Here is a 12,774-nt window from a genome sequence, read left to right on the forward strand (position 1 = left end):
TGGTGAGCATAGATTCTTGCCATACAATCAGGCGCGATGACAGTCGCGGCCAGCATACAGCGCTATTGGCCTTTCTTATTGTCAGGCGCAGCCGCCGGACTTCTCGTTTCGTGGTTCACCCACAACAGCCTCACCGACGACGCCTACATCTCGCTTGCCGCCGGCCGCAACCTTGCTGAGCACGCGCACTGGGGAGTCGTCCCGGAACTCACCGCCAACACCTCGACCTCGCCGCTGAACGTTCTCGTGCTCGGCGCATTGACCTGGCCCACCACCTGGTTCGGCGGGGCGGATCCGATACTGGCGCTGGCGGCGTCGAACACCATCTGCGCGATCGTCATCGCGTGCGCGGCGCGGTCGATCACCAGGTCGGTCGGCGTCTGCGGCTGGTACGCCGCCGCCGTGCTGTTGCTGGCGCTTCTCAATCCCTTTGTGCTGTCGGCGATCGGACTGGAGGTGTTGCTGATCGGTGCCGGGCTGCTCAGCCTGACCGCGCTGGCGTTGCGCGGAAACATGATCGGCTTCGGCGTCGTCGCCGGGCTGTTGGTTCTGACCCGGCTGGATCTGATCGTGTGTGTGGCCGTCGTCGCCGGAGGCACCCGCGCAATCTGGTCGTGGCGCACCGGTGCCGCATTTGTCGCAGTTGCGGTCCCCTGGTACCTGTTCAGCTGGGTGGTGCTCGGTTCGGCGATACCCGACACGTTTCTGATCAAGGAAGGCCAGGCCTCCGATGTCGGCGGATACGACTACCTGAGCGGGCCCGAACTGTATTTCGACAGCCGACCGGTCGCCACGCTGGCCGCATTCGGTCCGGCGCTGGTCGGTGTGGTCGTGGCGGTGAGCTGGATGTTCATCCCGCGCGTGCGGAGGTCGATACCGGCCCCGCTGTGGGCGCTCGGCGTCGCCGGAATCCTCTATTACATCGCCTATTCGGTGCTCGATACCGTGCCGTATCACTGGTATTACGTCGTTCCCACGCTCAGCCTCGGTTGCTTCGCCGTACTCGCGGTGGGCACGCTGGCCACGCGGATCCGGACCGGACGCACCGGCATCCTTGAGCACGCACCGCAACTGACCGCAGCTGCATTCGCCATCGCCGCGGTGCTCCTCACCACGGTGTCGAATACCGGACGCGGAATGCCGTGGCACGAACCGGTGATCTTCGGAAACTGGGCCGGCGCCGAGGACTACGCCCGGATGGCGACCGAGGTGGGCGCGATCGTCGGAGAAGATCCCGTCCGCTCGCCCGGAGAGATCGGCGCCTTGGCCTACTTCTGCGATTGCACGATCGTCGACGAGTTCTCCGACCGCGGATTGATCATCGTCGACCGCTTACAGCCTCGCCTCGATACGGCGGGAACGCTCTCCCGTCTCGCCCTGCGCGCGAACTACGCAAATCTGGACTACACCCTCGAACCCGTGCGGCCCATGTATCGGCTGGATTGGGTCCCCGGAGACAGTGGCGGAAGAGCCTGGACCTGGCAATTCGACAGTGGCCGCAGTGACGGTCACTTCGCACTGAGCAGGTACTGATTCGGTGGCCCGTCGGGATGGCCCGAGACCATCGGGCAGCCCACGTGGAATCTGCGATTCAAATGCAAATCCGGGACTGGTTGAACAATGGTGGCCAGAGTCGGGATCGAACCGACGACCTTCCGCTTTTCAGGCGGACGCTCGTACCAACTGAGCTACCTGGCCGAACGACACTCAGGCGAACCTGGATGTCAGTCGCAATCGCTTGCGACCCTCCGGCGAGCCGGAAATCTAAAGCGACCCTGACGGGACTCGAACCCGCGACCTCCGCCGTGACAGGGCGGCGCGCTAACCAACTGCGCTACAGGGCCTTGCTTGCTCTGCCATCGCGAACGATGGCAATGCGTACCCCCTACGGGATTCGAACCCGCGCTACCGCCTTGAAAGGGCGGCGTCCTAGGCCGCTAGACGAAGGGGGCCGGTGTTCTCCGTTGGGAGCTGAATCAGCATATGACACGGAGCCGGATGCGAGAAATCGAGCCCTCGATCTGCGAAGACTCCACGGTCATCGGCCACGTTGGAGGGCATCGGAGGTACTCAACGCCGCCGGCACATGTCCGATTGCGAGGATGACCGCCGCCGCCGCAATCCAACCGTTGCCGAGCCATGCCGCGGTGCCGAGGAACACCAGGACCGGCAAGATCGCCATGGGCACCGGCACCTGCCACAACGGCCGATACAGCGCGGCACCGGCGCGACCGGCCAGGAGATAGCGCCCCCAGAGCGCGTAGTAGAGCACGAGACAAACCAGAGTCGGCGCAGCCCACCAATGCACGACAGTCCCCGACTGGGTGATTGCCGGGACAACCAGACACAACGCCTGTCCCCCGCGTTCCAACAATGTCAGCGGCCGCGCCACGGTGGCCGATGGAATCGGGGTCTCGGACGGAAGGAACAACAGCAGAAGGTTGGGAGCGAGTACCGCAAGACTGATGATGAGCCCTACCGGCGAAAACCCCACGGGCCGAAGCTACAGGTACCGATCGCCCGACGGCTGATCGAACTTCAGCGAACTCGCCGGCACCCCGGGCTGCAGTATCGTCATCGCCATGGCCCCGCCGACTCGTGATCACGCGGGCGGCGGATCGTGGCGTCGCGAGCAGGGCACCGTGGTCCGCCGGGCCACAACGGTCACCGACAGCACGCCACTGTCATTCGTGATCTTTGCCGAGTCGGAAACGGCCGGTGTGCCGTTGGAGTACGAAGCGCACTCGCACCCGACGCACGAGCTGGTGTGGGTGCGTAAAGGAACGCTGACGGCGATCATCGGCAAGCGCGTGTTCACCGTCTCGGATGGATACGCGCTGTGGCTACCGGCCGGGACGGTCCACGCGGGAAGGCTGACAGCGAATGCGCAATTCTCTGATGCGTATTTCGCTCCCCATCAGACATCCGTTGCGTTCGAAGGACCAACCACCATCGAAATGACCCCGGTGCTGGAGTCCCTGCTCACCCATCTCGGACGCACCGATCTCGATGATGCCGCCCGAGCAAGGGCCGAGGCGGTTGTCTTCGATGTACTCGAGCCGTCGAAACATCAACTCACACTGCAACTCCCGGGCGACTCGAGGATCAACGCGATCGCCGAGGCGCTACTCGAAAACCCTGCGGACGGCCGCGCGCTGGATGAATGGGCGCGCATCCTCGGCGTCAGCGAACGCACGATCACACGAGCGTTTCGCAGCACCACCGGGCTGCCGTTCGCACAGTGGCGCCAGGTGCTGCGAGTTCACCAGGCGCTCGCCCTGCTGACTGAAGGTTACGAGGTTCAAACCACCTCCGAATTGCTGGGCTACGCACAGCCCAGCACCTTCATCGACGCCTTCCGGCGGGTGATGGGGGCGACGCCGGGCACCTTCGTCGGGATACCGCCGAGACCTGGCCAATTGTCCTGAATTCCGTATCGGGTGTCCCAATGTCCTTGTTGCCGACAAGGTCATCCGGCCCCTATAGTCCTTATGCAAGGGTTACCTAACCTTCTGCTGAACACGTGCGGACCTGCTGGTGGTCGATCGACGCCCCCGAAAGTGACGTGCTCCGCCACTTCGACTCAGAGCTGACTCCATGACCTCCACAGATGCTGCGCGCACAGACGCGACGACGAGCGCACCAGCTCTGGTTGGCGACGCATTGACCTTGAAGTACGGCAAGACCGCTGTGGTCCACGACGTCTCGATCGCCTTGCAACCTGGCCGCATCACCGCCCTCGTGGGGCCCAACGGGAGCGGCAAGTCCACCCTGTTGCGTTCCCTGGCTCGTCTGCATCCGATCGACGAGGGGCACGTGCGGCTCGGCGGAGCCGATGGCCGGCCCGAGCGGGCCGCGTCACTGCTCAGTGCTCGCGAGTTCGCCCGAGAAGTCACCCTGTTCTCTCAATCGCGGCCCGCACCGCAAGGCCTGTCCGTGCGCGAAGTGGTGGCGTTCGGACGTCACCCGTACCGCCGCGGCTTCGCGGGGTTGTCCGCCGAGGATCGCCGCGCCATCGACCACGCAATGGTTGCCACCGGAGTGCATGAGATGGCCGCCCGTTCCGTCGGGGAACTGTCCGGCGGTGAGGTGCAACGTGTTTGGCTGGCCGCCTGCGTCGCCCAGGACACCGAAGTCATCCTCCTCGACGAACCCACGAATCACCTCGACCTTCGGTACCAGATCGAGACCCTCGATCTGGTACGCGATCTCGCCGAGGAACACGGCGCTGCCGTCGGAATCGTGCTCCACGACCTCGACCACGCGGCGCGTGTCGCAGACACTCTGATCCTGTTGTCCTCCGGCCGCGTTCACGCCTCGGGGTCGCCCCGCGAGGTTCTCACCGCTCGCAACATCGGCGACGTCTACGAGATCGAGGTCGAAGTCGAGGTCGACCGCCGCACGAACCGTCTGCGCATCGACCCGGTCGGACGGCATCCCGCCCGCATCCCGGGCGATGCCACCCAAACCTGTTCCATCCCCACTCGAGAGGACCTTTCGTGACCCGCTTGAACCGAATCGCTGCAGCGTCAGTGGCTTTTGCCGCAGTGCTGGCCGCCACCGCCTGTGGCACCACCAGTGAAGACAAGGCCGACAGCAGCACCGTGGCACCACCGCCCTCGCAGAGTTGCAACGAGGACACGACAACGACGTCCACGGATCCGGTCTCGCTGACCGACGGCGTCGGCCGCACAGTCGAACTCGACCAGCCGGCGAAGCGGGTGGCGGTGCTGGAATGGCAGCAGATCGAGGATGCCCTCACGTTGTGCGTCACGCCTGTCGCTGTGTCGGACTCCGAGGGCTACAGCACGTACGTCAGTGCCGAGAAGCTCCCCGAAGGCGTCACCGACGTCGGCACCCGCGGCGAGCCCGACCTCGACACGCTGTACGCCACGAATCCCGACCTCATCATCATCGAGGCGTTCAGCGCCGACGACGAGATCATCGCCCAGCTCGAAGAGCGCGGCGTGCCCGTGCTCGCCACACTGGGCGCCGACGGCTCCGACCCCATCGGGAACATGAAAAACGTGTTCTCGATGATCGGTGAGGCGACCGGCCGCACCGAGCGGGCCGATCAGGTGCTGCAGGAGTTCGACGACCATCTCGCAGCAGCAAAGGCAAAGGTCGAGAACGTCGATCTCCCGACACGGGACTTCCTGTTCTTCGACGGATGGATCGAAGGCGGCAACGTGATCGTCCGTCCCTACGGTGACGGCGCCCTGTTCACCGCGCTGGGTGAAGAGCTCGGTATGACCTCCGCTTGGACGCACGAGATCAACGAGGCGTACGGAAGCGGCGGAGTCGATCCCGCATACGGACTTGCCCAGACCGACATCGAAGGCCTCACCGCCGTCGGTAACGCCAACCTCTTCTACTCGACCGACGACGAAGCCGACAGCTACGTCAACGAGCTTGTGAAGAGCCCGATCTGGACCTCGTTGCCCGCCGTGCAGCAGGGACGTGCCTACCCGTTCCCGCCGGGGGTTTGGGGCGCCGGCGGCCCGCTCTCCTGCCAGCAGGCAGTGGACGCCTACGTCGACATCCTCACCACCGCTTGATCGCCACACGTGACGCCGACACCGGGCAGCAGACGCTGCCCGGTGTCGGCGTTCGCCGCGGCGTGGGCGGAGTGGCCGTGCTGGCCGCACTTCTCGTCGCGGTTGTCCTGATCGGGATGTGGCACCTCACCCAGGGAACATCCGGTGTCGGGATGTGGGACCTGCTGCGGCTTCTCGGCGGAGCGGAAGACAATGTCGGCGGCGTGCCGGTCCGGGACGTGCTGACCGGATCCCGCCTGCCGCGCCTATTCGCAGGTGTGGCAGTGGGTTTCGCCCTCGGCGTGGCGGGAGCACTGCTGCAGTCGATCACCCGCAACGCCCTGGCCTCTCCCGACACATTGGCCGTCACCGCCGGCTCGTATTTCGCACTCACCCTGGTCGCCGCGCTCGGCCTCTCGGTGCCGCTGTGGGCATCGGGTGGCGTTGCATTCCTCGGAGGCATCACCGCAGCGGCTGTGGTTCTGGGACTTTCCGGGCGGGCGGCAGGGACCGGTACCACCCGGCTCATCCTCGCCGGGGCCGCAATTGCGATGGCACTCGACGCGTTGACCGCGATGTTCCTGATCCTGTTCAAGGAGAACACCACCGGCCTGTTCGCCTGGGGCAGTGGCTCACTTGCCCAGCTGAACATCGACGCGTTCGTCCGCGCCGCACCGATCATCGTCGCGGTGTTCGGGGCGGCGCTACTGCTCTCGCGCCGTCTCGATGTACTCGGGCTCGGCGACGACGCCGCCTCAGCGGTGGGCGTACCGATCCAGTCCACCCGCGTGATCGCCGTGATCTGTGCCGTCCTGCTGACTGCCATCTCGGTGACCCTGGCCGGACCGATCGCCTTCCTCGGACTCGCCGCCCCCGTGCTGGCCCGTCTGATCGCCGGACGGGTCCCGACACTCCGCAGGCACGTCTTCCTCGTACCCGCCTCGGGGTTGCTCGGTGCGTTGCTCATTCTGCTCGCCGACGTCTTGTTGCGGGCGGCAATGGGAGCCCAGGCCGCCACCTCGATTCCCACCGGCATTCCCACCGCCCTGCTGGGATCGGTGATGATCGTGATCCTCGCACTGCGACTTCGTGATTCAGGATCTACCCGGCAGCCGCCCGCGCAACGGATCGGCATCCGTTCGCGTCGCCGATTCGTCCTCACGCTGATCGTCGCGGCGGTGTTGCTGGTCGCGGCCATCATCATCGACCTGCTCGCGGGGAGCCTGTGGCTGCGGACCGGCGACCTCATACTCTGGAGCCAGGGCACCGCACCCGATCTCGTCAGCCGAGCTCTCGACGAACGATTCCCACGCGTGGCTGCGGCCGTGCTCGCCGGAGCAGCACTCGCCCTGGCGGGATGCATTGTGCAAGGCACCGTACGCAATCCGCTGGCCGAACCTGGGATCCTGGGTATCACGGCCGGGGCCGGCCTGGGTGCGGTCAGCGTGGTGACGTCCGACGGAGGCGGCGGACGTCAGGCGATCATCGTCATGGCTGTTGTCGTGGGTATGGCCACGTTCGCACTGATTGCACTGCTGGCCTGGCGCGGTGGACTCCTGCCCGACCGGTTCGTGCTGATCGGGATCGGTTGCAGCTACGGCATCAGTGCGGTGACGACTTTCCTTCTCCTACGGGCCAACCCGTGGGACACGCCCCGCATCTTCACCTGGCTGTCAGGCACGACCTACGGGCGCACGCTCCCCGACGTCATCCCGATCGCCGTAGCGCTTGTTGTCGCGGTACCGATGCTGTACGGGATGCGGCGCCAACTCGACATCATCGCCATCGACGAGGACACCCCGCGCATTGTCGGTATCCGGCTCGAACGCACCCGACTGATCCTGCTCGCGATCGCGGCACTACTGGCCGCCCTCAGCGTCATCGCAGTCGGCGTCGTCGGATTCGTCGGTCTCGTCGCGCCGCACCTCGCTCGCGGCATCGTCGGCTCCCGTCACGGACGTGTCATCCCGGTCTCGATGCTGCTCGGCGGACTGCTCGTCTGTGTCGCCGACATCCTCGGCCGGACTCTCATTGCGCCCGCGCAGGTGCCGGCCGGACTCATGATCGCCTTGGTCGGCGCACCCTACTTCGTCTGGCTGCTCAGCCGCTCACGCGACTAGCAGGCGAACCCGCCGACGATCATCAATTTTCCTGCTGCAGAAACTCTTTGATGAGAAGACTGATCAGCTCGGGACGTTCCGCAATCAGATTGTGGGTCGCTCCGGGCACAATGCACAGCTGCGCGCCGGGGATCGATGAAGCAATCAGCAAACTGTGGTCCGGGCGGATGGTGTCACGGTCGCCCGACATCACCAACGTGCGTGCGGTGATTCTCGCCAGATCGGTCGGTGCGATCTCGGGCTCCGCCGCCCAGAGGCGAAACAGCTTGGCCAGCACCGCGTCTGCATGTGCCGGCCCGTCCGGAGAGAGCCGCTCATAGTGCATCCGCTCGACATCGGGCTCGCCGGCACTCTCACCCGCGGACTGCGCCGGCGAATCGAGGACGACAGCGCCCGCGGCCTCGGCCGAATGCGTGAACGCGGACGGGTCGAGGTTCGCGCTGATGGCGACCAGCGACCGGATCCGCTCCGGATGATCGAGGGCGAGCAACAGTCCGATGATCGCACCGTCGCTGTAACCGATCACGTCCACTGCGTCGAGACCATGCGCGTCCAGGTACTCCAGTGTGTCGGCGACGCCGCGCGCATAGCTGTACTCCTCGTCGATGTCCGCCGATCGACCGTGGCCGGGGCGCTCGTACGCGAATACCTGATGGTCCGTGACCAGGGCATCGGACTGCGCCCGCAGGGACTCGAGAGAGCAGTAACCACCGTGAAGCAACAGCACCGGGCTGCCGCGGCCCTCGACCTCCGAGTACAGATCCATCCCGTTGATCCGGAGATACGCCATCTGCTGTGTTCATCCCTCCGACAGTCTCCGTTGTGGAGCCGAATCAGCATAGGGCAGATCCCGATCTCGGCGGCCGAACCCCGTCCATCGCGCCGCCGGGAGCGCGACAATCAATGGCATGCAACACCCATGACGTTTCGTCAATCAACGCGAAGGAACGAACCATGAGCTTTGAAACACGCGCCGGCACTCGCGGCGACAAAAGACCGGCGGGCCCCTTGTTCCGACTGTTCAACAAGATCGCGGCCAAACGGATTCGCCGCGATGGCAGCTTCCGCGGCGTGAAGGCCCTCGTCCTGCACACCATCGGCGCCAAGACCGGACAGGAACGCTCGAACCCGGTCAACTGGTTTTCCGGCCCCGACGGCAGCTGGCTGATCGTGGCGTCGGCAGCAGGTGCCACCGGGAACCCGGGCTGGTACTACAACATCAAGGCCCACCCGGACAAGATCCGCATCGAGCTCGACGACCGCAGTATCGACGTCAAGGCAAACCAACTCCACGGCGCCGAGCGGGAGCAGGCGTGGAACGACATCACCACCAGTGCACCACAATTCGCGGGTTACCAAGAAAAGACCGATCGCGAACTCCCCATCATCCGCCTGATCCCTCGCGACTGAATGGTTCGGCCGACGCGACGGTGCCACCGACAACCTCCGCGCCGTGCGAACCGGACCGAACACTGGCAAGATCTTCGGTGACTGCCCACGATTCGCCCTGGTGAGCAGCTGATTCCGCCGCACTGCCCAGAGCCATCCCCGACAGGGTGCAGATCGGAGAACCACCGTGCTCGAGGTTTTGGTTGCAACTGCAAGTCGGCATGGATCGACAAGGGAAATCGGTGATCAAATCGGCGCCGAGATCACCGCCCGCCTGAAAGAACACGGCGTCGAGGTCAACGTCGATGTGCGCGACGTCGACGATGTCGATGACCTCGCCCTGTACGACGCCCTCGTACTCGGCAGCGCTGTCTACATGGGTCGCTGGCTCAAGAGCGCACGCAAACTCGTCGATCGCGAAGCCGAGACCCTGCAGGCAATCCCGGTCTGGTTGTTCTCCAGTGGGCCGGTGGCCACCGAGGACACAACCATCCCCGAGTCACCGTGGGAGCGCGTGGAATGGGCCGAAGACCACCACACCTTCGGCGGCAAACTCGACCGGTCCGCCCTCGGCCGCACCGAGCGGATCGTGGCGTCGGTGGTTCATGCCGCCGATGGTGACAATCGCTCGCCCGAAGAGGTCGCGAAGTGGGCCCGACAGATCAGTGAATCGCTCGCCGCTTCCAAAACCGGTTAGCGCCGCAGGTCCTTACCCTTCCTCGCTGTGCTCGAGCAGTCCCTCCGGATCCTTCACCGTCGTCGTGTAGTCATCGGCCAGCCGGTGCCGCACCTCGCCGATCAGTCGTCGCGCGGCATTGTCGATGACGCGCACCTGAGAAAGATCGATGACGACCTCGTTGCCGGAGAAACCCTCGCAGGCACGGCTTGCGAAGATCTCCGCGCCGGCGAACCGGATGTCACCCTGTAAGGCGATCACGGTCGCCCCGTCTCGTTCTTCGACCGACCGCAGCGCCGATCGTCCCGTGGGAGCGACGTGCATCATGTGTAGTTCCATGTCTCGGGACAGGCGTTCGAAAACCGCAACTCCCCGCACACTGTTTCCTTGCTGATCGAGCCGGGGCGAGAACACCGCAAGTCCCACCTGTCCCGGCAGCACCCCCATGATGGCGCCTGCCACACCACTCTTCGCCGGTATGCCCACCGTCGACATCCAACTGCCGCTGCCGTTGTACATCCCGCAGGTCGCCATCACCGAGAGCAAATGACGATTGATCGGGCCCTCCAGCAGCTGCTCGTTCGACGAGGTCGACCACCCACCGTTCGCCATCACCGCACCCATGGTCGCAAGGTCTTTGGCGTCGACCCGGATTGCGCACTGCATCGCGTAGCCGTCGACCACTTCGTCTGGTGCGTTGTCGAGTTGACCGGTCGATCGAAGGAGATAGGCAAGCGCCTTGTTGTGGTCGTCGGCTGCGAGCTCGGCCTCGTACACCTGTTGGTCCACTTTGAGTTCGCGGCCTGCCAGACGGCTCATCTCCTCGACGATGCGGCGGCAACGGTGTTGCGCATCGTCCCCCTCGATGAGGTCGTGGACGGCCAGCGCGCCGGCGTTGATGAAGGCATTGCGCGGCCGTCCGGTGTCTTCCTCGAGCGAGATCTCGTTGAACTTCTCCCCCGATGGCTCAGCGTCGACGCGCTTCCGCACCCGGTCGATTCCACCGTCGCGAAGGGCAAGGGCATACGCGAACGCCTTGGAAATCGACTGGATCGAGAACTCGTGGTGTGCATCGCCCGCCGCGTAGACAGTGCCGTCCACGGTCGCCAACGCAATGCCGAACAAGTCGGGATCGGCTTCCTCGAGCTGCCGGTTGCCGGTCATCACCTCGCCGGCGTCATCATCCCGGCATTCGGTCAAGACGCGTTCCAGGTAGTCCTCGATCGGTGAGCGCATCTCTGAGGTGTAGCCACCATCCGCAGGGGCTAACCTTTTCCGCGGCGCACAGCACCCCTGGCTACTGGCGGCGAAACGCAAAAATCCGGTCCTCGATGAGGACCGGATTGATTGCCAGAAACCGACTGGCCTACACACTGTGGCCAGAGTCGGGATCGAACCGACGACCTTCCGCTTTTCAGGCGGACGCTCGTACCAACTGAGCTACCTGGCCGAACGATATCCAGGCGAACCTGGATACCTAGTCGCAATTTCTTGCGACCCTGACGGGACTCGAACCCGCGACCTCCGCCGTGACAGGGCGGCGCGCTAACCAACTGCGCCACAGGGCCTTGCTGTGCTCTGCCATTGTCAGTGGCAATGCGTACCCCCTACGGGATTCGAACCCGCGCTACCGCCTTGAAAGGGCGGCGTCCTAGGCCGCTAGACGAAGGGGGCCGGTGTTCTCCGTTTGGGAGCTGAATCAGAATATGACACGGACACATCAATTCCCAAATCAGCAGGCCAGGTGCTGTTTTTTGGCCGATTCGCCAGTTTCGACGGATCAACGCCCGGACACCACAGGGGGTCGGCCGACGGCAGCCGCCCAGCCGGCAAATGAAACACGGTGTGCAACTCAGAAGTGCAACTTGGCGTGCTCCGCGATCTCCGCAGTGAGCCCACATAGAAAAAACCCCCAGCGAACCGGGGGTTTTTGTCGGTGCCCCCTCTCGGGCTCGAACCGAGGACCTGCGGATTAAAAGTCCGTAGCTCTACCAACTGAGCTAAAGGGGCATGCTCTGGAACCTTCGGTTTCAGTGCGATACGGAGTTTACAGACGGACCCGCCGCAGACGAAAACGGGGCATCGGGCTCGGCGGGTCTGGGCGCTCCACACGGGGTCCGCCCGCCGCGCACAGCAGCGTGGCATCGGTACCTGATCAGTGGACCTGCACGGAATTTGGTTGAATGCAGTTTCGTCATTTCGCAGTAATTCACGTCCTTGAAATAGTTTTATGGTCTCCTCTTTTGGGCCCACAAATTACAAAACAGATCGGGGTGTCCTTGATGCGTACGGGTTTGAAGCGGTTGATGACTGTCGGCGCCGCAGGCGCAATGGCGATTTCGCTCGCGGTGACGCCGGCGGCACAGGCCGACCCGGCGCCGCGCCCGGACCCACGGGCGGCCATCGCGGCGACCCCCGCTGCCCTGTCCAATGACCTGATGACCCAGCTCGAATCGGCCAACAGGCAGCTCAGCAGGCTCGGTTTTGTCCCCTTCTTGTGGCCGACGGCCGCCGTGAACTGCTCACAGGTACCGGGCACCCCGCTCGGGGTCGTACCCGCAGTCGCCGGGGCGATGTCGGGACCGCACACCCCGGGCCTCGGATATCTCGCTCTGCAGAATGCCGCCGACCCGATGCGGCCTTTTGATTTCAATGCCGTCAAGAGTGGTGAGGTCCTCTACGGATTCTTCCCGTCCGGCATCGTCAAGGACAGCGCGAACAAATCCGGTATGAATGTGGGTTGGTTCAACGTCAATACATTGCAGGGAGGGTTTGTTCCGATGGGCAGCCTGTCCGACGCGATACTGACGCCGATCAGGAAACAGGTCGCCAAGCTCCCCGCACCCCAACAGGTCGCGGCCAGAGCCGCGCTGGCAGCTGTGGAAAACGTCCTGAACCGATTCCCACAGGCAGGATCAAGGGCAGCTGTGGTCAACACCGGACGGGGCATGGTGTTGTCGCTTGTCGTCGGGTCGGTCAACCATTCGAGCGGGACCTGCTACTTCCTGCCGACCGTCGGAATCCAGGACGTCGACTGACGCTAACGCCGACC

The 12,774-nt window shown here is 64.5% G+C and carries 11 protein-coding genes and 7 tRNA genes; 8 read left to right on the top strand and 10 right to left on the bottom strand.

All coding sequences use genetic code 11. From position 1 onward, the window contains the following. Positions 1-78: 78 nt before the first annotated feature. Positions 79-1,533, top strand: coding sequence for a hypothetical protein (locus AC51GR_RS11905; protein ID WP_496324856.1), 1,455 nt, complete (start codon positions 79-81; stop codon positions 1,531-1,533). Between the two features lie 88 nt (positions 1,534-1,621). On the opposite strand, the gene AC51GR_RS11910 is transcribed toward AC51GR_RS11905, so the two are convergent. The 4 genes from AC51GR_RS11910 to AC51GR_RS11925 form a co-directional block, all read right to left on the bottom strand. Further along, positions 1,622-1,698: transfer RNA gene (locus AC51GR_RS11910), tRNA-Phe, on the bottom strand. Between the two features lie 72 nt (positions 1,699-1,770). Continuing rightward, positions 1,771-1,844, bottom strand: a tRNA-Asp gene (locus AC51GR_RS11915). Between the two features lie 35 nt (positions 1,845-1,879). Beyond that, a tRNA-Glu gene (locus tag AC51GR_RS11920) sits at positions 1,880-1,952 on the bottom strand. A gap of 86 nt (positions 1,953-2,038) precedes the next feature. Then, entirely contained in the window at positions 2,039-2,494 is a 456-nt protein-coding gene (locus tag AC51GR_RS11925; protein WP_496324857.1) for a hypothetical protein, read from the bottom strand. Between the two features lie 88 nt (positions 2,495-2,582). Between AC51GR_RS11925 and AC51GR_RS11930 the strand changes: the two genes are divergently transcribed. The 4 genes from AC51GR_RS11930 (at position 2,583) to AC51GR_RS11945 (ending at position 7,657) form a co-directional block, all read left to right on the top strand. Beyond that, complete coding sequence (locus tag AC51GR_RS11930) at positions 2,583-3,428, top strand: AraC family transcriptional regulator (RefSeq protein WP_496324858.1); 846 nt, start codon at positions 2,583-2,585, stop codon at positions 3,426-3,428. Positions 3,429-3,597: 169 nt separating this feature from the next. Continuing rightward, positions 3,598-4,503, top strand: coding sequence for an ABC transporter ATP-binding protein (locus AC51GR_RS11935; protein WP_496324859.1), 906 nt, complete (start codon positions 3,598-3,600; stop codon positions 4,501-4,503). Continuing rightward, the gene (locus AC51GR_RS11940) at positions 4,500-5,558 is read left to right on the top strand and encodes an iron-siderophore ABC transporter substrate-binding protein (protein WP_496324860.1); all 1,059 of its coding nucleotides are present in this window, start codon (positions 4,500-4,502) and stop codon (positions 5,556-5,558) included. Before AC51GR_RS11935 ends, AC51GR_RS11940 begins: the two co-directional genes overlap by 4 nt. Further along, positions 5,555-7,657, top strand: coding sequence for an iron ABC transporter permease (locus AC51GR_RS11945; RefSeq protein ID WP_496324861.1), 2,103 nt, complete (start codon positions 5,555-5,557; stop codon positions 7,655-7,657). The genes AC51GR_RS11940 and AC51GR_RS11945 overlap by 4 nt, the downstream gene beginning before the upstream one ends. Positions 7,658-7,679: 22 nt before the next feature. Here AC51GR_RS11945 and AC51GR_RS11950 read toward each other — a convergent pair whose 3' ends face one another. Further along, the gene (locus AC51GR_RS11950) at positions 7,680-8,447 is read right to left on the bottom strand and encodes an alpha/beta fold hydrolase (protein WP_496324862.1); all 768 of its coding nucleotides are present in this window, start codon (positions 8,445-8,447) and stop codon (positions 7,680-7,682) included. 164 nt (positions 8,448-8,611) lie between these two features. On the opposite strand from AC51GR_RS11950, the gene AC51GR_RS11955 reads away from it, so the two are divergent. Then, entirely contained in the window at positions 8,612-9,067 is a 456-nt protein-coding gene (locus tag AC51GR_RS11955) for a nitroreductase/quinone reductase family protein (RefSeq protein ID WP_496324863.1), read from the top strand. A gap of 166 nt (positions 9,068-9,233) precedes the next feature. Further along, positions 9,234-9,743 (top strand): flavodoxin domain-containing protein, encoded by a 510-nt coding sequence (locus AC51GR_RS11960; RefSeq protein WP_496324864.1) that lies wholly within the window; start codon positions 9,234-9,236, stop codon positions 9,741-9,743. Between the two features lie 12 nt (positions 9,744-9,755). On the opposite strand, the gene glsA is transcribed toward AC51GR_RS11960, so the two are convergent. From glsA to AC51GR_RS11985, 5 genes are all read right to left on the bottom strand, one after another. Further along, complete coding sequence (gene glsA, locus AC51GR_RS11965) at positions 9,756-10,958, bottom strand: glutaminase A (RefSeq protein WP_496324865.1); 1,203 nt, start codon at positions 10,956-10,958, stop codon at positions 9,756-9,758. Positions 10,959-11,098: 140 nt separating this feature from the next. Continuing rightward, positions 11,099-11,172: transfer RNA gene (locus tag AC51GR_RS11970), tRNA-Phe, on the bottom strand. 44 nt (positions 11,173-11,216) lie between these two features. Continuing rightward, positions 11,217-11,290, bottom strand: a tRNA-Asp gene (locus AC51GR_RS11975). 33 nt (positions 11,291-11,323) lie between these two features. Next, positions 11,324-11,396 (bottom strand) — tRNA-Glu (locus AC51GR_RS11980). A 263-nt stretch (positions 11,397-11,659) separates the two neighbouring features. Then, positions 11,660-11,732 (bottom strand) — tRNA-Lys (locus AC51GR_RS11985). Positions 11,733-12,004: 272 nt separating this feature from the next. On the opposite strand from AC51GR_RS11985, the gene AC51GR_RS11990 reads away from it, so the two are divergent. Then, positions 12,005-12,760 (top strand): hypothetical protein, encoded by a 756-nt coding sequence (locus AC51GR_RS11990; protein WP_496324866.1) that lies wholly within the window; start codon positions 12,005-12,007, stop codon positions 12,758-12,760. The last annotated feature ends 14 nt before the right edge of the window (positions 12,761-12,774 follow it).

The sequence above is a fragment of the Williamsia sp. z71 genome (genome assembly GCF_059553375.1).